This is a genomic window from Acetobacter fabarum (assembly GCF_029069195.1).
In the GTDB taxonomy this organism is placed as follows: domain Bacteria; phylum Pseudomonadota; class Alphaproteobacteria; order Acetobacterales; family Acetobacteraceae; genus Acetobacter; species Acetobacter fabarum_A.
Genome location: NZ_JARDYK010000001.1, coordinates 420,993 through 444,184, shown reverse-complemented (window position 1 = coordinate 444,184; position 23,192 = coordinate 420,993). Strand labels below are relative to the sequence as shown.

17 protein-coding genes are annotated in these 23,192 nt (G+C 59.0%); 7 read left to right on the top strand and 10 right to left on the bottom strand.

The annotated features are described in order from the left end of the window. Nucleotides 1-60: 60 nt before the first annotated feature. From PY793_RS02015 to PY793_RS02000, 4 genes are all read left to right on the top strand, one after another. Nucleotides 61-2,286, top strand: coding sequence for an ATP-dependent helicase (locus PY793_RS02015; RefSeq protein WP_275176439.1), 2,226 nt, complete (start codon nucleotides 61-63; stop codon nucleotides 2,284-2,286). Further along, nucleotides 2,286-3,200, top strand: a complete 915-nt coding sequence (locus PY793_RS02010; protein WP_275176438.1) for a 50S ribosomal protein L11 methyltransferase — start codon at nucleotides 2,286-2,288, stop codon at nucleotides 3,198-3,200. Before PY793_RS02015 ends, PY793_RS02010 begins: the two co-directional genes overlap by 1 nt. Before the next feature lie 84 nt (nucleotides 3,201-3,284). Then, nucleotides 3,285-5,066 (top strand): aminopeptidase P family protein, encoded by a 1,782-nt coding sequence (locus tag PY793_RS02005; RefSeq protein WP_275176437.1) that lies wholly within the window; start codon nucleotides 3,285-3,287, stop codon nucleotides 5,064-5,066. Nucleotides 5,067-5,164: 98 nt separating this feature from the next. Then, complete coding sequence (locus PY793_RS02000) at nucleotides 5,165-6,196, top strand: isocitrate/isopropylmalate dehydrogenase family protein (protein WP_275176436.1); 1,032 nt, start codon at nucleotides 5,165-5,167, stop codon at nucleotides 6,194-6,196. An 80-nt stretch (nucleotides 6,197-6,276) separates the two neighbouring features. Here the strand turns inward: PY793_RS02000 and PY793_RS01995 are convergent, their stop codons facing one another. The 4 genes from PY793_RS01995 to rpsD form a co-directional block, all read right to left on the bottom strand. After that, nucleotides 6,277-8,142 (bottom strand): FUSC family protein, encoded by a 1,866-nt coding sequence (locus PY793_RS01995; RefSeq protein ID WP_408744653.1) that lies wholly within the window; start codon nucleotides 8,140-8,142, stop codon nucleotides 6,277-6,279. A 166-nt stretch (nucleotides 8,143-8,308) separates the two neighbouring features. Further along, complete coding sequence (locus tag PY793_RS01990) at nucleotides 8,309-9,214, bottom strand: LysR family transcriptional regulator (protein WP_275176434.1); 906 nt, start codon at nucleotides 9,212-9,214, stop codon at nucleotides 8,309-8,311. A gap of 15 nt (nucleotides 9,215-9,229) precedes the next feature. Continuing rightward, entirely contained in the window at nucleotides 9,230-10,777 is a 1,548-nt protein-coding gene (locus PY793_RS01985; RefSeq protein ID WP_275176433.1) for a peptide chain release factor 3, read from the bottom strand. 99 nt (nucleotides 10,778-10,876) lie between these two features. Continuing rightward, nucleotides 10,877-11,494, bottom strand: coding sequence for a 30S ribosomal protein S4 (rpsD, locus tag PY793_RS01980; protein WP_025824941.1), 618 nt, complete (start codon nucleotides 11,492-11,494; stop codon nucleotides 10,877-10,879). 302 nt (nucleotides 11,495-11,796) lie between these two features. Between rpsD and PY793_RS01975 the strand changes: the two genes are divergently transcribed. Further along, nucleotides 11,797-12,327, top strand: a complete 531-nt coding sequence (locus PY793_RS01975; RefSeq protein WP_275176432.1) for an HdeD family acid-resistance protein — start codon at nucleotides 11,797-11,799, stop codon at nucleotides 12,325-12,327. A 35-nt stretch (nucleotides 12,328-12,362) separates the two neighbouring features. On the opposite strand, the gene PY793_RS01970 is transcribed toward PY793_RS01975, so the two are convergent. Continuing rightward, nucleotides 12,363-15,005, bottom strand: a complete 2,643-nt coding sequence (locus tag PY793_RS01970; protein ID WP_275176431.1) for a cation:proton antiporter — start codon at nucleotides 15,003-15,005, stop codon at nucleotides 12,363-12,365. Between the two features lie 499 nt (nucleotides 15,006-15,504). Between PY793_RS01970 and PY793_RS01965 the strand changes: the two genes are divergently transcribed. Then, nucleotides 15,505-15,678, top strand: coding sequence for a hypothetical protein (locus PY793_RS01965; protein ID WP_275176430.1), 174 nt, complete (start codon nucleotides 15,505-15,507; stop codon nucleotides 15,676-15,678). After that, a complete protein-coding gene (locus PY793_RS01960; protein WP_275176429.1) occupies nucleotides 15,665-17,392 on the top strand; it encodes an ABC transporter substrate-binding protein in 1,728 nt (575 codons plus the stop codon). Before PY793_RS01965 ends, PY793_RS01960 begins: the two co-directional genes overlap by 14 nt. Nucleotides 17,393-17,474: 82 nt before the next feature. Here the strand turns inward: PY793_RS01960 and pstS are convergent, their stop codons facing one another. From pstS to rpmI, 5 genes are all read right to left on the bottom strand, one after another. Next, the gene (gene pstS, locus PY793_RS01955) at nucleotides 17,475-18,512 is read right to left on the bottom strand and encodes a phosphate ABC transporter substrate-binding protein PstS (protein WP_275176428.1); all 1,038 of its coding nucleotides are present in this window, start codon (nucleotides 18,510-18,512) and stop codon (nucleotides 17,475-17,477) included. A gap of 28 nt (nucleotides 18,513-18,540) precedes the next feature. Continuing rightward, a complete protein-coding gene (pheT, locus tag PY793_RS01950; RefSeq protein WP_275176427.1) occupies nucleotides 18,541-21,000 on the bottom strand; it encodes a phenylalanine--tRNA ligase subunit beta in 2,460 nt (819 codons plus the stop codon). A 4-nt stretch (nucleotides 21,001-21,004) separates the two neighbouring features. Next, nucleotides 21,005-22,075 carry a phenylalanine--tRNA ligase subunit alpha gene (pheS, locus tag PY793_RS01945; protein WP_275176426.1) on the bottom strand — a complete coding sequence of 357 codons (1,071 nt, stop codon included), beginning with the start codon at nucleotides 22,073-22,075 and terminating at the stop codon, nucleotides 21,005-21,007. 154 nt (nucleotides 22,076-22,229) lie between these two features. After that, nucleotides 22,230-22,589 (bottom strand): 50S ribosomal protein L20, encoded by a 360-nt coding sequence (rplT, locus tag PY793_RS01940; protein WP_025824929.1) that lies wholly within the window; start codon nucleotides 22,587-22,589, stop codon nucleotides 22,230-22,232. Nucleotides 22,590-22,603: 14 nt separating this feature from the next. Beyond that, nucleotides 22,604-22,804: a 50S ribosomal protein L35 gene (rpmI, locus tag PY793_RS01935; RefSeq protein WP_086638528.1), complete on the bottom strand. Its 201-nt coding sequence runs from the start codon at nucleotides 22,802-22,804 to the stop codon at nucleotides 22,604-22,606. Nucleotides 22,805-23,192: the final 388 nt, after the last annotated feature.

Sequence of the window (23,192 nt, the reverse complement as noted above, 5' to 3'; positions counted from 1 at the left end):
CTTTGTTTTCGCCATCCTATTGCTCCGATTGGCCTGAGGCGGACATCACTATATAAGGGAATGGTGACAACATTCGAGCCCCCTTCTCACCCCGCTTCCGACGCTGCTCCGCAGAGCGGCTCCTCCTATCTTGCGCGGCTTAACCCCGAGCAGCGCGCAGCCATTGAAACAACAGATGGCCCGCTGCTGGTTCTGGCTGGTGCGGGTACAGGCAAAACCCGTGTGCTAACCACACGCTTTGCCCATATTCTGCTGACCGGGCGCGCCAGACCGTGGCAGATTCTGGCGGTAACCTTTACCAACAAGGCCGCACGGGAAATGCGCGAGCGTGTCGCTCTGCTCCTTGACGCACCGGCGGAAGGGCTGTGGCTTGGCACCTTCCATGCCCTGTGTGCGCGCATGCTGCGCCGCCATGCGGAATATATGGGACTGACCCAGAACTTTACCATTCTGGACACGGACGACCAGCTCCGTCTGCTCAAGCAGGTTATGGAACCCTGGCAGATCGACACCAAGCGCTGGCCCGCCCCCGGCCTTCTTGGCGTTATCCAGCGCTGGAAGGACCGGGGGCTGACACCTGCGCGCGTCACCCCGTCGGAAGATACGGATTTTGCCAACAACCACGCCCGCGCCATTTACGAGGCTTATCAGGCCCGCCTGACGCAGCTCAACGCCTGCGATTTTGGCGACCTGATGCTCCATGTGACCGAAATCCTGCGCACCCGGCCCGATGTGCTGGCCCAGTACCACCGCCTGTTTCGCTATATTCTGGTAGATGAGTATCAGGACACCAATACCGTGCAGTATCTATGGCTGCGCCTGCTAGCCAAACAGGCCGATGGTACGGCCAATATCTGCTGTGTGGGGGATGATGACCAGTCCATCTACTCCTGGCGTGGTGCGGAAGTTGAAAATATCCTGCGGTTTGAAAAAGATTTTCCCGGTGCAAAAATTGTACGGCTGGAACGGAACTACCGCTCGACCCGCCACATTCTGGGCGCAGCTGCAGGGCTGATCGCCCATAACGGGGAACGGCTGGGCAAAACCCTGCGCTCCGGCCGGGACGACCCATCTGATGGGGAAAAAGTGCAGGTCACCAGCGTATGGGATTCAGACGCCGAGGCCCGCAGCGTATGCGACATAGCCGAGCGTCTGCACCGTAACGGGCAGTCTCTGGCGGAAATGGCCATTCTGGTCCGCGCCGGGTTCCAGACCCGTGCGTTTGAGGAACGGCTTGTGCAGACCGGCCTGCCCTACCGCATTGTCGGTGGCGTACGCTTTTACGAACGGGCCGAAATCCGTGATGCGCTGGCCTATATGCGCGTGGTCAGCCAGCCTGCGGATGATCTGGCGTTCGAGCGGATCATCAACACCCCCAAGCGCGGCGTTGGCCCGGCCAGCCTGCAAAAACTGCGCGAGGCCGCCCGCTTTGCCAATACCCCGGTCTGCGTTGCAACCCAGACCATGCTTGAAACCGGCCAGATCAAGGGCAAAATGGCTGACCAGTTGCGCACGCTCACCAATGCCCTGAACACCACGCGGGATATTCTGGGCCGCGAAGGTCATGTGCTGGCCGTTGAACACCTGCTGGAAGCAAGCGGCTATCTTGAAATGTGGCGGCTGGACCGCTCGCCCGAAGCCCCCGGACGACTGGAAAACCTGAAGGAACTTGTACGCGCTCTGGCCGACTTTGGCACGCTGGGCGAGTTTTTGGAGCATGTCTCCCTCGTGATGGAGACAGACGAAAAAGCGCAGGATGCCAAACTCTCGATCATGACGCTCCACGGAGCAAAAGGACTGGAGTTTGATACGGTGTTTCTTCCCGGCTGGGAGGAAGGCGTTTTTCCCTCCCAGCGTACGCTCGATGAAGGCGGGCTTAAAGGACTGGAGGAGGAACGGCGCCTGGCCTATGTGGGCATTACCCGCGCGCGCAAACAGGCCATGATCTTCCATGCCGGGAGCAGACGCATTTACGCCAACTGGCAGCCCTCCATGCCCAGCCGCTTTCTGGATGAACTGCCAGACGAGCATATAACCCGCCAAAACGAAGGTGGCTCCGCCAGACGCGGCCTGTTTGCCGAACAGAGCCTGTTTGACAGCGGCCCCGTGCTCGCCCGCCGCAAGCGCACGCCCGAGGCAGAACCTGCCTTTGAACTGGGGCAACAGGTCCGCCACCCCCGTTTTGGTGTGGGCATCGTTATTGCGGCTGACCGCAACCATCTGGAAATCGCGTTTGAAGACGCGGGAACAAAACGGCTTCTTTCCTCCTTTATCGAGAAACTATAATGGCTCCCACCCCCCGCCGCCACGCCACAAGCCTGGAAACCATTTCTGTCACCGTACCCGAAGCCGCTGTGGAAGCTTACGAAAACGCTATTGGCAGCGTTTGCACCACAGTTGGTATTTTTGAGGCCAACCCCGAAGGCACCCAATGGCGGGTTGAGGGTGTCAAAGATACAGGCCACCGTGAGGACGAACTGAGCGTGGCCCTTATGCTGGCCGAACTGGCCAGTGGTGTATCCGCCCCGCTGGAACGTGCCGCAACCGAAGCCGAAGGCTGGCTTGCCCGCACGTATGAAGCTTTTCCTGAACAGAAGGTAGGCAAGCGCTTTGTCGTGCGCGGCACCCATCTGCCTGAGGCACCCGAGGCGACCCGCATTGTACTCACGCTGGACGCGGGCGTGGCTTTTGGCTCGGGCGAGCATGGCTCCACCCGTGGTTGCCTGCGCGCGCTGGAACGTGTTGCCCACCGCCACCCCCGCCGCATTCTCGACCTTGGCTGTGGCACAGGTATTCTGGCCATGGCAGCCGCAGCCCTTTTGCACCAGAAGGTGCTTGCCGTAGATATTGAGCCGTGGTCGGTCCGTGTTTCCGCCCAGAATGCGCGGCGCAACCGGCTGAACCGTGCCCTCACCTGCCGCCTTGGCAATGGCTGGCAAACGCCCGCCATCCGCAAGAACGCACCGTATGATCTGGTTTTTGCCAATATTCTGGCCCGCCCGCTCTGCCTTATGGCCAAGGATCTGGCGCAGGCACTGGCCCCCGGCGGCACAGTTATTCTGGCTGGCCTGCTGCAAACGCAAATACGCATGGTACTGGCAGCCCACCGCAGGCAGGGGCTGGTGCTTGAGCAGGCCCTGACCGAAGGGGACTGGGCAACACTGGTCCTGCGCCGCCCCGGCGGTCATTGCCCTGCCTGATTTTTTACCACATTTTTGCACAGGGTGGCCCATGCCCGGACCACCCCGCACCCGCCTCTGGCCCAACATATGCGGAGTAGTCCCTTGGCTTCCTTATCCATGAACAGACTCACCTCGCTTCGTGCCGTATTGCGCCAGAACGGTCTGGATGGCGTGATTATTCCACATGGCGATGAGTTTCTGGGAGAATACACTCCAGCCTGCGCGCAGAGGCTGGCATGGATAAGCGGTTTTACCGGCAGCGCGGGCACCGCCATTGTGCTGGCAGACAAGGCAGCTGTTTTTTCCGATGGCCGCTACATCACGCAAATGGACCAGCAGGTAGATGGCACATGCTGGGAGCGTGTACATGGTGGGCAGGTTCCCCCCGCCACATGGCTGGCCACCAACGCCCGGCCAGATGCCAGCATTGGCTACGACCCGCGCATTATGAGTGCCGCGGAACTGGCCCCCTACCTGCAACACGACCAGCTTTACCTTACCCCCACCCCGCACAATCTGGTGGACACACTCTGGCAGGACCGCCCCGCCCTGCCCGCTGGTCCCGCTTTTATACACCCCCTGTGTTATGCGGGCGAAAGTTCAGCCAGCAAGCGCGCGCGCATTGCGCACGACCTGCGCCATCTGGGACAGGATGCAGCCGTGCTGAGCGATTCCGCCTCCATTGCCTGGCTGCTCAACATCCGTGGGGCGGATATTCCCTGCACCCCCGTAGTGCTGGCTTTTGCCATTATCCATGCGGATACAAGCGTTGACCTGATTATCCAGCCCGACAAAATCCCCGCAGATGTGCTTACATGGCTGGGCGCGGACGTCCGTATACATGCACCCACAGAACTGGAGCAGATTCTGGCCACGCTGGCAGGGCGCACCGTGGGCGTGGACCCGGCAAGCAATGCCGTATGGTTTACACAAATACTGGGCCATCATAACGCAGATGTTGCCGCCACCCCCGACCCATGCCTGCTGCCCAAAGCGTGCAAAAACCCGGTTGAGCAGCAGGGCATGCGCGCAGCCCACCTGCGCGATGGCGTGGCCCTATGCCGCTTTTTGCACTGGATGGACACCCACGCCACCACCACAACCGAACTGGATGCCGCCCAACAGCTCGCCACATTCCGGTGTGCGGCAACAGAGTATGTGGAAGACTCTTTTGCGGCCATTTCAGGCACTGGGCCAAACGGGGCGATTATCCACTACAGCGTGACCCCACAGAGCAACCGCGCCATAACTGCCAATGACGTGTATCTGATCGACAGCGGTGGCCAGTACCCCGATGGCACAACCGATGTGACCCGCACACTCTGGTGTGGCCCCAACACGCCCCCGCCTGAGCTTAAAGCCGCGTTTACCCGCGTGCTCAAAGGCAACCTGCGCCTTGGTCATGCACGCTTCCCTACAGGCACAAAAGGCCATGCGCTCGATGCACTGGCGCGGTACGACCTATGGCAGGCAGGGCTGGATTTTGACCACGGGACCGGTCATGGCGTTGGCAGCTTTTTATCGGTACATGAAGGACCAGCCCGTATTTCCAAGGCCGTTTCCACCATTGCGTTGCAGCCGGACATGGTTCTGTCCAACGAGCCGGGTTTTTACCTGCCCGGTGCTTACGGTATCCGACTGGAAACCCTTGTTCTGGTCCGCCCGGCCGAAGTGGCAGACTCCACCCGGCCTTTTCTGGAATTTGAAACCCTGACCCTGGCCCCGTTTGACCGGCGGCTGATCGACCCCTCCCTTATGGGGGAAGCAGATACCGCTCTGCTGGATAGCTACCATGCAGAAATCTTGCACCAAATTGGCCCGCATCTACCCGCAGATGCACAAAATTGGCTGCAAACAGCCTGTGCGCCTCTCAATAAGGCGTGATAGCAGGCTCCTGCCACCAATGGTCACGTAAATGGGAATCGCCTGAGCGTCCAAAGAGGCGCAGAACAGGCACCGAAGTTGAAAGGGAGCTTCTCAGAATGACAGCACATAGCAAGACCATTCCCGCCACACTTATTCCCGGTGATGGCATTGGCCCTGAAATTGTTGAATCGGTTATAGAAATTCTGGACGCGGTTGACGCCCCGTTTGTATGGGACCGTCAGCTGGCCGGTATGGCTGGTGTAGATGCGGTTAACGACCCACTGCCCAAGCAGACCATTGAGAGCATCCGCCGCACGGGCCTTGCCCTTAAAGGCCCGCTGACCACACCAGTTGGTGGTGGCTTCAAGTCCATTAATGTGACACTCCGGCAGGAATTCGGCCTGTTCGCCAACCTGCGCCCCACCAAGACCATTGTGCCCGGTGGCCGGTTTGAAGACATTGACCTCGTTCTCTTCCGCGAGAACCTGGAAGGCTATTATGCCGCCATGGAGCATTACATTCCCGTGGGTGAAGACTCCAAGGGTATTGCTCTGAGCTCCGGCTTTACCTCCCGCGCGGAATGCCGCCGGATTGTCAAATACGCCTTTGATTATGCCGTAAAGAACAATCGCAAGACGGTTACGATCGTGCATAAGGCCAACATCCTCAAGCTGCTGACCGGCCTGTTCCTTGAAGAAGGGCGCAAGGTTGCCGAGGAATACAAAGGCCGCATCGCCTTTAACGAACGGATTGTGGACGCCTGCGCCATGCAGCTCGTCATCAACCCGTGGCAGTTTGATGTGATTGTGACCACCAACCTGTTCGGGGATATCCTGTCCGACCTGACCGCTGGTCTGGTAGGTGGTCTGGGTATGGCTCCGGGTGCAAATATTGGCGAAAAAGCCGCCGTGTTTGAAGCCGTTCATGGTTCTGCACCCGACATTGCAGGCAAAGGCATTGCCAACCCGCTGGCCCTGCTGCTGGCTGCGGTCATGATGCTGCGCCATGTCGGCCACGACAAGCAGGCTGACCGGATTGATGCCGCGATCAAAAAAGTGATCACTGAAGGCGGCGTCCGTACCAAAGATCTGGGCGGCAATGTCACATCCAAGGAACTGACGGCTGCTCTCAAGCAGGGTCTGGCCTAAGTTAGCTGGTTCCTCCTCCGCTACGGGCAGGCCCGGCAGCGGGGAGTGACCACAAGGGGGTGTTCCGGCATCCCCTTTTTTTATGGCAGTTCCATGGGCTGTGCGCAGGCCAGAAGCTGCAGACTGAGCAAGGCGTGCTCAAATATTTCCTGCTGCTGAGGGGGCATCTGCGCGACCTGCCTGCCAAGCCAGCGTGCGGTTATGGCTGCCTGCCGGGTGACCACCACACCATCATCGCGCTCCCAATGCCGCAGAAAAGCCCGGAACGCCTGTTGCACATTGCGCGGCGTGGTGGGGGCCAGAGCAAGTTCGCGCAGCAAAATCACATGCATGCCACTCACCATGCCCGAGAACTGCTGGCGGGCAAATGCATTGCGCTGCGGCAGGGCAATGCCCTGAGCATTCCGCACAATCCGCACCAGACTATCCGCATTACCCGACAACCACTGATAAACCGACACCCTACTATTGGCTGATGCCAGTTCCCGCAGTTGCCTGCTGGTCCAGCGTGCCGTGCGCTGCATGTGGGAATCGGGCCTGAACGGCAGAACAGTGCGGTACGTCCACCCCGCCACCAGCACAGCCCCCAAAAATGCAAGTGCCGTGTTGAGGAACGAGACCTCGTCATACCGTCCCTGATTATTCGGCCCCATCAGAACGGGCAGAAACATGTTGAACGAAAACGCATAGCCTGCCGTGGCCGGGTTGCGCGCGGCAAGCCCACCAATAACCATAGGCACCATAAGCAGTATGACCAGCAGCTCAGGCGTACTGAGCGCAGGCAGAACCAGCGTTACGTATATCCCGGCCACCAGCACGCACCACACTGCCCCCCGAAAAAACGGAGCCGAAGCCACAACCGGGTTTTCCCGCGTGGCCAGCAGACCATACACAAGTGCGAGCAGCGACATAAAGGTTGGCCCCGCAGGCCATGCCGTAACTTCCCACAACACCCAGCCGACCAGAAGACCCGCGCAGGCACGCACACCGTTTTCCACCGCCTCCAGCGTATGCCTGCGCGAACGGATACGAAAACGGAATCGGTCCCCCCGTCGGTGGGTCAGGCAGGCATGCACATGCTCGTCAATACTGCGCTCATCCTTGCGGATGGATACGGGCACCTTGCTGGCAGGCAACAGTTTAAGGGTTGCCAGCCCTTCTGCCCGGGCCAGCATAACCAGCAACCCCGCCAGTGCGGCACGGGCATGGTCGGCCATGTGGCCGTACCCTCCGGCCTCCAGCGCGTCGTATTCAATACGGCTGCCTGCTGCGGTCAGTTCGCTCAGCAGCGGGCTCTGGTCCAGTTCAGTCGTCGGGTGCCCTTCCACCAGACAGGTCACGCGTTTGCGCACCAGCGCCTGTACGGTTTCCAGGCGGGTTTTGAGCCGGGCTCGCGCATGGGCCTGCAGGCCGGGCATGAAGAGCAAGGCCAGCAGAGCCTCGCACACCACGCCCAGCACAATATACGTGCCACGCGCCATGGCGATATCGAACACCTGATCAGGCTGCATAATGGCCCCGGTAGCCACGATAGCGGAGGTAAAACCAGTCAGGACCAGCCCGTAGGCTTTATACCCTTCCAAAAACGTGGCCATGCCACAGCACAGGCCAATCCAGCAGGCCAGCACACCAAAAAACAGGGCGGGACTTTGCGGAAAAGCGGCAATAAGCCCGACCGCCACACAACAGCCCAGAATGGTGCCTGCAATACGCCAGCGCGCCTTGGACAGACTCTCCCCCCGGGAGGACTGTGCAACCACCCACACGGTCAACGGTGCCCACTGGGGACTATCCAGCTCCATAGCCATGGCGATGACAAGGGATAACCCGGCAGCAAAGGCCGTGCGCATGGCAAAAGCCACATCCCCGCAGGACGGGGCAACAAGCCATTTAAGCTTACCCGCCCAGTGCGCGCCTAGCTCCTGCCACGCAGCCAGCAACGGCATGCCCCCGTACCGATGGACAGGCATGCCTGCGTCTGGGTCCGTATTGCTCATGGTGTGTTGTACTCAGCCAGCCGGAAAAGCCGCACGATGTTCAGGTCGTCCGCATAAGTCCAAGCGTTTGTTCTGATCACATCATAAGCAAAACTTATGATGAACCCGTAATCCGCTAAACGGTATAAATACTGTCCAGTTCCAAGGTGGTCGTAACATGCCACAAACGGGTCAGCAGCGCAGTGGCATTAGGCTGGTTCAGGCGAAGCATCCCAACATCTGGCGCGGGAGACGGGTCAAGTCTGCACACCTGCAACGGCTCCATAAGGCCCGTACGTTCGGGCAAGGCGGATATGGGCATAATGCCAGCCACCTTGCCTGCCATAATTTCCGCATGCAACAGTTCCAGCACGTTGGTCTCCAGCATAACCTGCGGCACCACACCAGCCTGCGCAAAACAGTCATCCACCAGTTGCCTGCTGTGCATGTTGCGGTTGAGCAGCCCCAGTGGCAGCGAGGCCGCCTGCGCCCACCCGCACCTGTGCTCCGCAGGCAATGGAATGGACGGGGCGGCAATCAGCACGTAATGCTCGGCATACAGGCGCTGGACCTCAAACGGCCCGTCTCTGGGCACCTGCTCCAGATACATCAGCCCCAGATGAATACGCTGTTCCCTGAGCTGATGCAGGATTTCCGCATTGGGGTAAACGGTTACCTCAACCCGCAGGGCAGGCACGGCGCTACGAAAATGCTCCAGCAACAGCGGCACAACCTGTACCCCCTGCGGCATGACACCAATAGAGACAAACCCGCCCGCCACATCCTGCGCGAAGGCAGCCTCCTGCCGCAGGCTGTCCAGATCAGCCAGGGTCTGGCGTGCCCAGATCAGCACGCGCTGGCCTTCCTCCGTCAGCCCGAAAAACCGGCGGTTACGGTTGATAATGGTAATGCCCAGCTCATTTTCCAACTGCCTGATCGCAGAGGAAAGTGCTGGCTGGGACACCCCACAGGCCTGTGCAGCGCGTGAAAAATGGCGGTGCTGGTCCAGCGCGATCAGGTAACTGAGTTGCCGCAAAAACACCTGTGCATGCGCCCTTTAGCCGATTTCGATTCCGATCTGTTTAATATCGTGGAACTTGATATCGGGATTCTGCTCTTCTGTCCGGCGCATCATGAAGCCCGATGTCGCCAGAAAAACCGGGTCATCGTCCAGATCATCCGCCATGGCCGAGCGGTTGGAGGCCACAAATGCTTCAATTTTATCCCGTGGTCCGGTTATCCAGCGCGCAAGGGAAAACGGTGTGGAGTCAAAGCCGATGCCCACACCATATTCCGCCCGCAACCGGGCCTGCAACACATCAAGCTGAAGTGTACCCACCACACCCACAATAGGGGGAGCACCATCCTGCGGCCGGAAAAGCTGCACGACCCCTTCTTCCGCCAGTTGCACCAGAGCCTGTTTGAGCTTTTTGGCCTTCATGGCGTCATCAAGGCGCACACGGCGCAGAATTTCGGGAGCAAAATGAGGGACGCCGGTAAAACGGATGTCCTCGCCCTCGGTCAGTGTGTCACCAATACGCAAGGTGCCGTGGTTGGGAATACCCACAACATCGCCAGCAAAGGCTTCTTCCGCCAGATGCCGGTCCTGCGCAAAAAAGAACTGGGGGGTGTGCACGGCAAAGCTTTTGCCCGTACGGGTGTGTTTGAGCCGCATGCCCCGTGTAAGGCGACCGGAGCATATGCGCGCAAAGGCAATGCGGTCGCGGTGATTGGGGTCCATGTTGGCCTGAATTTTGAACACCAGAGCCGTCATGCCCGGCTCATCCGCCGTGACCGTACGGTTTTCCGCCGCCTGCGCACGGGGGGACGGACCAAAGGCCACAAGTGCGTCCAGAAGATCGGTCACGCCTATTTCCTTGATCGCACTTCCGAAAAACACGGGGGTCAGGTGCCCCGCATCGAACGAGGCACGGTCAAACTCCGGCAAGGCGGCCTCGGCCAGTTCCAGCTCCTCACGCATCTGCACCAGACGGGCATCATCCTCCGCCAGCGGTGTAAGCGTGCTGAGCTTGCCGCTCAACAGGTCATACGTGCCCACAAACGTGGCTGCACGGCCAACCGGCCATGTGGCGGGGCATGTGTCCAGAGCGAGAGAGGAGGCAATTTCGTCCAGCAGGGCAAAGGGGTCCTGTGCCTCGCGGTCCATCTTGTTGATGAAGGTCACAATGGGAATATCGCGCAGACGGCAGATTTCGAACAGCTTGCGCGTCCGGTCTTCTATGCCCTTGGCGGCGTCAATCACCATAACAGCCGAGTCAACGGCCGTGAGAGTCCGGTATGTGTCTTCGGAGAAGTCTTCATGGCCGGGCGTGTCGAGCAGGTTGAACACGCATCCGCCGTAATCAAACGTCATGACCGAGCTGACAACGGAAATACCACGGTCACGCTCAATGGCCATCCAGTCCGAACGAGTGCGGCGGCGCTCGCCTTTAGCCCGCACGTTCCCCGCCAGCTGAATGGCACCACCGGCGCGCAGAATACGCTCGGTCAGTGTGGTTTTACCGGCGTCGGGGTGCGAGATGATCGCAAACGTACGACGGCGGACAATTTCCTTACCCAGTTCAGGATTGGCGGTATCAGACATAAATCAGTTCCGGGGCTTCTGGCATGAATAAAAACGGCAAACGCCGGATGGAGAGAAAACCCTCCACCCGGCGTCCACAGGTCGAACCGGAGTTCCCGATTAACGGGAGTAGAATTCGACCACCAGGTTCGGTTCCATCTGCACCGGGTACGGCACATCGGAAAGCTGCGGGCCACGCAGGAACGTGCCCTTCATCTGGCGATGATCCACTTCCATGTATTCCGGCACATCACGCTCAGCGGACTGGGTTGCATCCAGAACAATGGCAAGCTGCTTGGATTTTTCACGCACTTCGATCACGTCGCCATCCTTGACGATGTAGGACGGGATGTTCAGCTTGCGGCCGTTGACCAGAATGTGGCCATGGCTGATGAACTGACGTGCGGCAAACGGCGTGATCGCGAACTTCATGCGGTAGATCACCGCGTCCAGGCGACGTTCGAGCAGGTTGATCAGGTTTTCAGACGTATCGCCCTTACGACGCACGGCTTCCTGATAGTAGCGGCGGAACTGCTTTTCCGTAATGTTGCCGTAATAGCCCTTGAGCTTCTGTTTGGCCATCAGCTGAACGGAGAAGTCAGAAGGCTTGCCCTTACGGCGCTGACCATGCTGACCGGGACCGTATTCACGACGGTTAACGGGGGACTTTGCACGGCCCCACAGGTTTACGCCAAGGCGGCGGTTGATTTTGTACTTGCTCTCAAGGCGCTTGCTCATAGTGCGCTCTTCATCTCTCAACAGGCGGGCTGGGAGAAACAGCCCGTCATTACACCGGTAGTCTCCGTCCACCACGGATCGGAGCGGGCGCATACCGCATTACCAGCAAAAAGACGCTGGCCGGTCTGTCCACATTCCCGGCAATGGTCGCAGGGTTTACGAGAACGTCATCCACCTGTCAACAAAAGCCATGCACGGCGGAACATAACAGGCAGCCGGGCTGTTTTTATTTTGTATTCACACGCGCCAACATACTATCAGAACAGCATTACTCTTCATTCCGAGACACAAGGATAGACATCATGCCATTTGCACACAAATGGGCCCTCTTTGTCGGGTTGGGCGTGGCTCTGGTCATACTGGGCTTTATTGCCTGCCTTGACGCCGTGTCCGTCACCCTCGCCAGCACCATGTTTATTGGTGGCCTGCTTATTTTTGCCGGGGTCATGCAGGGCATACATGCCCTCGCGGTCAAGGACTGGACGGGCTTTCTGTTTTCCCTGCTTTGTGGTGGGCTTTATATTATTGCAGGTGCCCTGCTGATCAAGGAGCCTGTGTCCGGCTCCGTGGCCATTACGGTTTTTGCCTCGGCCTGTTTTGTTGTGATGGGTGTTCTGCGCACGGTCATGGCGTTGCAGTACCGTGGGCTGCCAGGCTGGGGTATTATTCTGGGCAGCGGGCTGATCAGCCTTGTGGTGGGCCTGTGCCTGTACCTCAGCCTGCCCTGGTCGGGCCTGTGGCTGATTGGCACCTTTATTGCCGTTGAACTGATTGCAAGCGGTATCGGCTGGGTGCAGTTCGGCCTTGCGCTGCGCCAGAGCAACCTGCGCTAGACCCGCCTGCCCGATACTCCAAGGAAGCAGGCGGCTTACGCCCTGCCTGCTTCCTTGTCATCTGACATCCCTGTATCGGGCTTTTCCGGCGGCATGAGAGCCAGCACATCCCCCTCGGGTGCAAGCAGGGCTCTGGCTGCCAGACCATCCTCATCCATAGCGGCTATTTTCTGCCTTGGCAGGAGCGATGTCGGGCGTTCCCCTGCCTCGCGCTTGCGCAAAATCGTTTCGATATTCTGCATGACCACCGGGTAGTCATCGACCAGACGGCGGAAGCGCGAGGCCTTGATGGCCATGAAGTGCCCGAACTGTACCGCCCGCACATTACCAACACAACGCCAGCGCTGGAGGGCTTCCTGCGCGCCGAGCAGGTCCCCTGCTCCGTACAGTTCATCCACCCCTGCCACATGGGCTTCCACCAGCCCTGCGCTGATAAAGTAGACGTAACGCATCTTCTGCCCCTTGCGGCACAGCAGTTCCTGTGGCGCCACAAAGCGCAGGGATGTGGTGGTGGCCAGGTCATGCAGTTCCGCACCCGGCAGCCCACGGAATACGGCTGCGTTTTTAATCCGGTCCTCAATTCCGCTGCGCAGGTCAAAGCTCAGACGCTTGTTCAGGCGGTGCCTGCGCCGCTCCAGTTCCTTGAGCAGTTCCCGGTTCAGTTCATCACTGATCAGGGATTCCGCGAGCAGGGTATCGTATTCCTCCCCTTCCATGCGCAGGGATATCTGGCGGAAGATGCGGTTTTCCAGCGCTTCGGCATATCCGTGGTAATGCAGGCGCAGGGTTTCAAGCGCCTCATCCAGCAGCTTGCGCTGGCGGGAGAGTACCTCCGCCACAATTTCCCCAATACGGCTGCCCAGCGTGGGTTCGAGTCGTTCACGCATGAAGCGGGTCAGCGAGATGGAAATAAAATGCGCCACCATCAGCATTTCAAACCGCTCGGCCATGCACAGCATCAAGGGCCGGTCCCAGTGCAGGTAATTATGCACCCACTGCGCCAGATCAAACCGGAAGGAAGGGCTCAACCGCCGCCGCAGCGCGCGCACATACCCCAGCCTCCCCTCCAGCCTTGCACCATCAATTGCAGATTCAGATGAACGCAGCAGGGTTTCCATCACCCGGCGGGACAAACCCTGCATACGGAACAGGTCCAGCAGCAGGGAGCGCTCCTGGCTGGCTATGGTGATCAGGGCAAGATTGACGCGCTGGGTATCGGAGAGAGCCTGATCGAACACATTGGCCGCCTGCTCCTCTTCCGAGCGGCGCTCGATCTGATCCAGCACGGGGCGCGTGGCATCCGCGCTGAAACCGAGCTCTCCCCCGAGTTTTTTTGCCCGTTCACGCACATTCCCCAGACCTATGCCCAGCACCTGATGGCGCATGGCCTCATCAATGGGAGAAAGCTGGTCAAGCTTCAGAAACAGCACAAGCGAGCGCAATGTGGTACCATTGACCAGCAGGGTAATCAGCACAAAGCCAGTCGCGATGATACCAATAAAATGGGCAATGGGCGTTGCCACATGCTCGTTTTCGGTTACGGCCAGCGCCAGCGCCAGCGTAATGGCCCCACGCAGCCCCCCCCACACCATGGTCACCTTGAATGGTGTTGGCACGGGAGGAGAAAGCCGCGACCATGCCAGAAACGGCAGCATGCCAAACACCACGGCCGCACGCGCGACAAGCCCCGCCACGCTTGCAATCAGGATCAGCACCCAGTCCCAGCGGGTCATGCCCACCAGCAGATGCGGCACCAGCATGGATGCCAGTACAAACACCAAAGACCCCGCCCAGAACACCAGTTGCTGCCATAACTGGTTAAGAAACAGCCATGTCTGTGGCCGCACGGTGGATGGCCCGTAAACTGAAAGCGTCAACCCCGCGGCAGCAGTTGCCACCACCCCAGACACACCCAGAAACTCATCCGAAATAATATAGACAACATAGGGCAGTGCGACGCTGAGCGTAATTTCGGCGGCGGAACTGCCGATGGCCGACATCATGGCCAGTGTCAGGCGTCCGCACAGCACACCAACCACCAAAGCCCCGGCAAAGGAGATGACAAACGAAACAACCGCTTCTCCCGGATGAATGGCGCGGTGCAGTGTAACCGATGGCAGCAGAATGGAAAAAATGGAAATGGCGGCTGCGTCATTAAGCAGCGCCTCCCCCTCCACCAGCCGGGTCAGACGGGTGGAAGCACCAATATCGCGGAAAATCCCGGCCACGGCAGACGGGTCCGTAGTAGCCACAATGGAGCCCAGCAGCAGGCAGACCACAAGCGGCATGCCCGCAAAGGGCATAAGGGCAAAACCGATCAGGGCTGTGGAGAGCGCCACAGCCACCACAGCCAGCAGCAGAACGGTCGCAGCCTCATGCGCCAGACGCCTTACATCAATAGCCAGCGCGCCCTGAAAAACCAGTACGGGCAGGAAAATAAGCAGGAACGACTCACTGCTTATGGGAAAATCCAGCAGGGTTTCCGCTATACCATTCAGGGCGGAAGCATAGGACGTGCGTAGCGCAAAATCCGCCAGCGAACCGATAATAATGCCAACAATAGCCAGCAGAACGGTTTCGGAGAGTTCAAGCTTACGGGCAATGGGCTGCACCGCGCTCACCACAACCAGCAGAAGCGCAATAACAAGCAGTATCGCAGCCAGCCCTGTTACCGCCATACCCATGTCCTTTTTACTGCCAAAACCTGTCTGATTCCTTCCTTGCTAACACAATGATAAGGCAAGGAAATGGCAAACTCTGCTCTTTGGCATCGCTTTTAACAGGCCCGAGGCAAGCATGCCACACCCGCAAGCACCGGCAAGAAGCATGCACACAACGCATGACTATGTATTTTGCAGAACTCTCTGCCTCCATAATGCGTGACGACAACCCACAGCGGGCAAGACTTTTCTGGCAGAAAAATTGGGAGTATGCTCAACAGCATGAAAATACCAATGCGCTCCCATACCCGGCTTGCCATGCTTGTGTTGACGCTCATAGGCTTATCGGGTTGTGCGGAAGACCCCAATGCGCACTACTACCACGCACGTACTCACAAGGGACAGTATACACCCAGCTGGTACAGGCCTCCGGAAACGCCACAGAACTCCTTCCAATATAAAAAGACACAGAATTTTTATGGAAAACAGACCGCCGACTCCCCGCAAGACATACAATTTGACCGATAACGAAAAGACGGAGAAAATTGTTCGTCTGGCCATTATCGCCGGAGCTGTCATGGTTGGCATTATTGTCCTGAGCACCATGTATTCCGGCTTTGCCGCCCTTATGACCGGCCAACCCATGCCAGGGCAGCCCGCCCAGACCATGGGCCAGAATGCACCCCGCTAAAAAACCACCCTCTTTTTACAGTCGGCTGGCGGGAGGGTTGCTGGGGTGCCTGCTGGCTTCTCCCCTTCCCTATGGGGTGTGCGCCAGCCTTCCCGCGTCTCCATCCGAACTCCCCCTGCCCGAACATGCAGGCGGAACACTCAGGCTGGTCGCGGCTGCTTCTGGCGGCACGCTGGACCCCCAGATCAACTACACCGGAAAATACATCAACCTTTTTGCCAATGTGTATGATGGGCTCACCACTTTTCGTAAAATTACCGGCCCTGCGGGCAAGGAGGTCGTGCCCGATCTGGCAGAAGCCCTGCCCGCCCCGCAGGATGGCGGGCTAAGCTATACTTTTACGCTACGCCCCAACATTGCCTTCTCCAACGGCCAGCCTGTAACCACGGCGGATGTTGTTGCTTCCTTCCAGCGTCTGTTCCGTATCGGTGCGCCAACAGCCGGGGCGTTTTATGGTGCTCTTGTCGGAGCAGATACCTGCCTGCGCACCCCTGCGCACTGCACGCTTGAGCATGGAATAGAAACAGACGCAGCGACCCGGCGCATAACCTTCCACCTGACCCACCCCGATACCGAGTTCCTGCAAAAACTGGCCTTTACCCACGCCGTTATTCTGCCAGCCAGCACGCCCGACCACGATACAGGCAATACCCCCCTGCCCGGCACCGGCCCCTACCGGCTGGAAGCCTACGACCCCGACAGTTTTCTGTATCTTGCCCGCAATCCCGCCTTCCATGTCTGGAGCGCGCAGGCACAGCCTGAAGGCTATCCGGACCGGATTGAATATACTTTTGGCATCCCCGAAGAAGCCGCCGTAACGGCGGTGGAAAACGGACAGTATGACTGGATGGCAGATACCATTCCTCTGGACCGGCTGGGGGAGCTGGGCAGTCATTTTGCGGGGCAGACACATGTCATGCGCCATCCATCAATCTATTTTTTGCCCATGAACATGCATGAACCCCCTTTTACAGACGTAAGGGTGCGTCAGGCTGTCAATTACGCCCTCAACCGCAAAGCACTGGTCATTCTGTACGGTGGGCCGGGTATCGCACGCCCGTTATGCGGGCTTATTCCCTCTGCCCTCGATGTTGCCGGGCAGAGCTGTGCCTATACGCGCGGGGCTTCGCCCAGCACCCCTGCGCAACAATGGGCTGCGCCAGACATGCAGGTTGCCCGTAATCTGGTGCGCGCAAGCGGCACCATGGGGCAGAAAGTCACACTGGTCGTGGACAATACCAGTGCGGACATGGCCATGGGCGCATGGGTACGCGACATGCTGCAATCCCTTGGCTATCAGGCGGTTTTGCGCCCCCTCAGCGGCAGCCTGCATCTGCCTTACATCGAGAACACGGACAACCATGTGCAAATATCGCTCACAAGCTGGTCAGCCGATTATCCCTCGGCCTCCAACTTTGTGGACGCGCTTTTCGGATGTGAGAATTCTCATCCCCATTCCGACAATTCGATTAACATACCGGGATTTTGCAACCCTCATGTCCAGTCTGTCATGGAGCGCGCCAAAACGGATACCAGCCTGAGCACGACCCAGCGCGACCAGCTCTGGGTGGAAGCCAACAGACTGATCATGGAGCAGGCACCTGCGGCACCCATGATTGAAAAAGACAATGTGGTGCTGACATCTGCCCGTGTTCGGAACTTTTTTTATACTGAAGTTAATCAGCTCCTGTTCTCTCAGGTCTGGCTGCATTAACCACCGGGCCAGTTATCCACAGAATCTGTGGATGAAATACAGGACAAGTCTGGAATGAGCGCGGGATAACCCCGCATACAGCTCACTCCGCGCCAAGCCGCCGTAGAACACGGGCGCGAATCTGCTCAGGCAGCGGCACGTAATCAAGCTGCCGGGTGACGGCTTCCCCACCAACCAGCCCCCAGCGGAAAAAACGCCGCACGGCCTGCCCCTGATTATCGGCAGTCGCCGTGGCAGGGAACAGCACATAGGTCGTGGTAATAATGGGCCAGCTCTGCGCCCCTTCCGCATCGCTTAAGGCTGCGGTCAGGTCCGCTTCATCCCATTGTGCGGACTGGGCGGCCTGCGCAAAGCTTGTGGCGGAGGGGCTTACAAAAAAACCATCATGGTTCTGCATCTGCACAAGCGCCAGATGGTTGCGCGTGGCATAGGCATATTCAACATAGCCTATGCTGCCTGCCGTATTTTTTACATACGCGGCAATGCCGTCATTACCACGTGCACCGGCACCGACCGGCCATGCCACGGACGTTCCCTTACCCACGCCACTTTTCCACTCGGGGGATACATGGGCAAGGTAGTCCGTAAAAACATAGGTCGTGCCCGAACCATCCGCCCGGTGCAAAGGAGCAATTACCTGATCCGGCAGGCGCACCCCGGGGTTGAGGGCCGCAATCCGGGCATCGTTCCACTGGGTTATGCGACCTGCATAAATAGCTGCCAGCACAGCCCCACTCAGACGCAGCGCACCATCAGCAACACCGGGCACATTGGCCGTTATCACCACGCCACCAATGGCTGTTGGCACCTGAACCAGCCCACCGGCCACCAGACGTGTATGACCCATTGGAGCATCTGACGCCCCAAAGTCCACCGTGCCTGCCAGAATCTGGTTCTGCCCGGCACCCGAACCTATGGTCTGATAATTCACCCGCACATCCAAACCAGAAGGGCCAGATGCCGACCATGCCTGGTACAGCGGCGCGGCAAAACTTGAGCCCGCCCCTGTAATGTCGTCCGCCCGAGCCGCATGCGGCGGGGTAAACCCGCCACATAACAGCAAAGCGGCAAAACCAGCCCTGACCCAGCAGCCTACATGGGTGGGGGAGTAACATGCCATGATCTGCTCCTTCTGCCGCTGCCCGCCTTTAACGCAGGACAGCCCCGGTTGCCTTGCTGACAGCAGCCACAATACGCTCGGACACGGCTTCGAGTTCTGCATCTGTCAGACTTTTATCGGCAGGCTGAAGCGTTACATCCACCCCGACCGAACGCATGCCTTCCGCCACATGCTGGCCGGTATAAATGTCAAACAGACTGACATCGGCCACAAGCTGACGGTCTGCACCGCGTACCGCGCGCAAGACGCTTTCCACTGAAACATCCTGCGCAAGCACAAACGCAAAATCACGCCGCACCGGCTGGAAAGCGGACAGAACAGGCGTGCTTTTCTTTTTCTTTTTGGGTTGTGGCACGTCTTCCACAAACACTTCGAACGCCACAACCGGCACATCAATCCCCGCAGACTGAAGCACTGAAGGATGCAACTCGCCAAAATATGCCAGAACGCTTTTTGGCCCCTGCCGCAGCACACCCGACCGGCCCGGATGGTACCATGCGGGCGCATCCGCCGTAGTGGTTATGGCATCAGGGTTAACCCCGAACTGCCGCAGCAACTCCAGCGCATCCGCCTTGGCCGCCCAGAGCGACACAGCATGCCCCGACACACCGGGATAACGCTGAGTAAAGCCCGAGCGCACACCGGCTGCCAGCGTCTGCTGTGCGGCCTGTGCAAAAGCCGGACCAATCTCAAACAGTCCAATATCCCCCCATCCGCGCACACTGTTGTGCCGGATGGCTGCCACCAGATTGACCAGCGGGGTCGGACGCATCTGGTCCAGATCGGAGGCAATGGGGTTAAGCAGGCGCAGGCTTTCTGGCGCGCCGCCAAAATGCAGGGCTTCCTCGTGCGAGACAAAGGAGAAACCCACGGTTTCGGTCAGGCCACGGGCCGCCAGTACGCGGCGCGCCAGCGCAAAACGGGCTTGTGCGGGCGTAAGCGCTGCACCGGGCACCACGCTGAGAGGGGGCAGCGGAACAGCCGGAACCGCATTCAGCCCCTTAAGTCGCAGGACCTCCTCCACCAGATCGCTCTCGGCCTCGATTGCCGCAACACCCTGCGCTGCAAGGGCCGCCACATCAGCAGGCAGGCTCTTGCCCTGCGACAGAACAGGTGCCTGCGCCACATCATTCCGCCAGGAGGGCACATCAAGCGCCACCTGGGCAGCATGACGCTCGCGCACCGCAAAACCCAGTTTTTCCAGCAGGTTTATGCTCTCATCAGCAGGCACATCCAGCCCGCCAAGGTCACGCACCCGGTCAAAGCGCAGCGTTGCCGTGCGCTGCCATGCAGGCTGCTCCCCGGCGGAAACAACTTCGCTGGCTTCCCCTCCGCACAGGTCCATAATCATGCGGGTTGCAGCTTCCAGAGCCGCCACAGGGAGCGCCTGATCCACACCGCGCTCAAAGCGATAGCTGGAATCAGACGACAGGCCGAGCCTGCGGCTGCTCAGGGCCACACGCACAGGGTCAAACAGAGCGCATTCTACAAACACATCGGTTGTGGCTTCGGTCGCACCCGTAGCTTCCCCTCCCATAACCCCGGCTAGGGACTGCACGCCGTTCTGGTCGACAATAACGCAGTCTTCCGCCGTTACGGTGCAATCCTGCCCGTCCAGTGTGCGGAAGGTTTCCCCCGCGCCACGGCACAGGGTCAGTCTGCCCCCAGCAATTGTGTTCGCATCGAACACATGCAGCGGACGCCCCAGATCGAAACAGAAATAGTTGGTAATATCCACCAGTGCGGAAATGGAACGCAGGCCAATGCTTTCCAGCCGGTTACGCAGCCACTCAGGGCTGGGACCGTTTTTGACCCCCCGGATGGTCCGCCCCAGCACCCACGGGCAGGCTTCGGGGTAGGTAATGGCCCATTCCACGGGGGACGCAAACGTGCCCTCCACCGTTTCGGCCAGCCACGGGCGCAGCGTACCAAGCCCGGCGGCGGCCAGATCACGCGCAATGCCGCGTACACCCAGCGCATCGCCCCGGTTGGGGGTTATGGCAATGTCAATCACCACGTCATCCAGCCCGGCAAAATCGGGGTAAGACTGGCCGGGCAGGGTGTCGTCGGGCAGTTCGGCAATGCCGCTGCTTTCTTCCCCCAGCCCCAGTTCACGCAGGGAGCAGAGCATACCGTTGCTAAGCTCACCCCGGACCTTGCCTGCCTTGATGGTCACATCCAGCCCCGGCACATAAGCGCCCGGCGGCGCAAAGATAACCGCCAGGTCCCTGCGCGCATTAGGAGCGCCACACACCACCTGCACGTCTAAAAAACCCGGCCCTGCATCCACCCGGCAAACCTGCAAACGGTCAGCATTGGGGTGGGGCTGGGCGTCCAGAATACGCGCGGTCAGAAAAGGTGCCAGAGCAGCGCCTTTGTTCTCGACACTCTCCACCTCCAGACCAATCTGGTTGAGCATGGCGCATATTTCGGCCAGCGTTGCCTGTGTTTCCAGGTGCTCATACAGCCATGACAGCGTGAACTTCATACTCTCACACCCCTTCGTGCAGCAGTGCGGGTGCGAGCGGGTCTGCCCCGTAATGTCGCAGCCAGCGGATATCGCTTTCATAGAACGAGCGCAGGTCGGGGATGCCGTTCTTCAGCATCGCCAGGCGCTCGATCCCCATACCAAAGGCAAAACCCTGCCATATGCGCGGGTCCAGCCCACAATTGGCCAGAACGCGGGCATGGACCATGCCTGCCCCCAGCACTTCCAGCCAGTCTTCCCCTGCCCCGATTTCACCCGTTTTGCGCGACCAGCCAATATCCACTTCCAAAGAAGGCTCGGTAAACGGAAAATAAGATGAGCGAAACCGCACTGGCAGGGACGGCTTGCCAAAAAACGCACGCAAAAACTCGATCAGGCAGCCCTTGAGGTGCCCCAGTGTAATCCCCTGCCCCACAACCAGACCTTCGCACTGGTGGAACATGGGAGAATGCGTTGCATCATGGTCAGCGCGGTAGGTGCGGCCAGGTGCAATAATACGGATGGGCGGCTTTTGCCCCAGCATGGTGCGTATCTGCACGCCCGAGGTCTGGGTCCGCAGAACGCGGGTGACATCCAGCCCCGGCGCCGGGGGGAGGTAAAACGTGTCGTGGTCGGTCCGGGCAGGGTGATGATCAGGCGTGTTCAGAGCCGAAAAATTGTGCCAGTCGGTTTCGATATCCGGCCCTTCAGCAACCTGAAAACCCATGACGCCAAAAATGGCTGTCATTTCCTCGATCGTGCGGCTGATCGGATGGATGTAGCCTGCGGCCTCAGCCGGTGGGGGTACGGTTACGTCCAGCTTTTCGGCAATCAGGCGGGTCTGCAGGGCGGCGGCTTCCAGCTCCCTGCCACGGGCTTCCACCACCTGGGTCAGTTCATCACGCAGGCGGTTCAGGGCAACGCCGCGAGCTTTGCGCTCGTCAGGCTGCATTTTCCCCAACGCCTTGAGCAGACCGGTCAGGCGACCGGATTTGCCCAGAGTGCCAACGCGCACGGCATCCCATGCCCGCAGGTCTGTGGCACCAGCCAGTTCGGACAGGACATCCTGCCGAAGAGTTTCTAGATCGTCGCTCATGGAACCCCGCGCTGAGGAAAAAACACTACCGGGCGGATACAGTCTCCCGCTCCGGGAGAAAAGCCCTTAGGCCCAAAAACCATCCGCCAAAAAGCAAAAAGGCCGCCCGGTTAGGGACGGCCTTCCTGTATACCGGATCTGTCAGAACCGACAATCAGGCTGCCAGAGCGGCCTGTGCCTTCTTGACGATTTCGGCAAAGGTTGCTGCGTCATCAAATGCGATGGCGGCCAGAACCTTGCGGTCAATCTCGATCCCTGCCTTGGCCAGACCGTTAATGAAACGGCTGTAGGTCAGACCGTGTTCACGCACGGCGGCGTTGATACGCTGGATCCACAGAGCGCGGAATTCACGCTTCTTGTTGCGGCGGTCGCGATATGCGTACTGGAGCGCCTTTTCAACGCGTTCCAGAGCAATGCGGTAGTTGGTGGAAGACCGGCCGCGGTAACCCTTGGACAGTTCCAGAACTTTTTTGTGGCGGGCGAGTGTGGTTACACCGCGTTTAACACGTGCCATATCTTAGATGCTCCTTACAGCCCGTAGGGGGCCCACTGCTTAACCGTACGGCCGTCCTGCGGCTGAAGAACCTGCGTACCGCGAGCGGAGCGCTTCATCTTCTGGGTACGCTTGATCATGCCGTGACGCTTACCGGATGGGCCGGAGAGCACCTTGCCGGTCGCGGTGATCTTGAACCGCTTTTTGACCGACGATTTGGTCTTCATTTTGGGCATTTCATTACTCCTGAAATACGCTGGACATAACCGCCTTACCCCCCGGAAGGGATAAAGTGGCTTCTGCACGGCCGGGCATGCCCCACAGGCCCGGACGCGTGCGCGAATGCGCTTCCTTAAAAGAAAGGGGGACGGCTTTCAAGCCTTTGCCAGCAACAATTCTGCATCGCAGGAGGCAACCGATTCTTCGACCGGTCGGATTCTGTGGAACACTCCACCCCCTTGTTTATAAGGCAGGCTCCTCCGTTTACCTGAATAAAATGCATGCCGCACATGCAAATTTCCGCTTATCTATATTTTACTGAATATAGATAATACCCAAAAAAGGCCAGTTTTTGTAATATTCTTGCGATATATATAAATCATATACACTTTGTAGTGTAATAAC

Coding starts and splice junctions, on each gene's coding strand:
- PY793_RS02015 (WP_275176439.1), top strand. CDS start 61: ATGGTGACAACATTCGAGCCCCCTTCTCACCCCGCTTCCGACGCTGCT.
- rplT (WP_025824929.1), bottom strand. CDS start 22,589: ATGGCACGTGTTAAACGCGGTGTAACCACACTCGCCCGCCACAAAAAA.
- pstS (WP_275176428.1), bottom strand. CDS start 18,512: ATGGCATGTTACTCCCCCACCCATGTAGGCTGCTGGGTCAGGGCTGGT.
- PY793_RS01970 (WP_275176431.1), bottom strand. CDS start 15,005: ATGGCGGTAACAGGGCTGGCTGCGATACTGCTTGTTATTGCGCTTCTG.
- pheS (WP_275176426.1), bottom strand. CDS start 22,075: ATGAGCGACGATCTAGAAACTCTTCGGCAGGATGTCCTGTCCGAACTG.
- PY793_RS02010 (WP_275176438.1), top strand. CDS start 2,286: ATGGCTCCCACCCCCCGCCGCCACGCCACAAGCCTGGAAACCATTTCT.
- PY793_RS01985 (WP_275176433.1), bottom strand. CDS start 10,777: ATGTCTGATACCGCCAATCCTGAACTGGGTAAGGAAATTGTCCGCCGT.
- rpmI (WP_086638528.1), bottom strand. CDS start 22,804: ATGCCCAAAATGAAGACCAAATCGTCGGTCAAAAAGCGGTTCAAGATC.
- pheT (WP_275176427.1), bottom strand. CDS start 21,000: ATGAAGTTCACGCTGTCATGGCTGTATGAGCACCTGGAAACACAGGCA.
- PY793_RS01995 (WP_408744653.1), bottom strand. CDS start 8,142: ATGCCGTTGCTGGCTGCGTGGCAGGAGCTAGGCGCGCACTGGGCGGGT.
- rpsD (WP_025824941.1), bottom strand. CDS start 11,494: ATGAGCAAGCGCCTTGAGAGCAAGTACAAAATCAACCGCCGCCTTGGC.
- PY793_RS02000 (WP_275176436.1), top strand. CDS start 5,165: ATGACAGCACATAGCAAGACCATTCCCGCCACACTTATTCCCGGTGAT.
- PY793_RS01960 (WP_275176429.1), top strand. CDS start 15,665: ATGCACCCCGCTAAAAAACCACCCTCTTTTTACAGTCGGCTGGCGGGA.
- PY793_RS01975 (WP_275176432.1), top strand. CDS start 11,797: ATGCCATTTGCACACAAATGGGCCCTCTTTGTCGGGTTGGGCGTGGCT.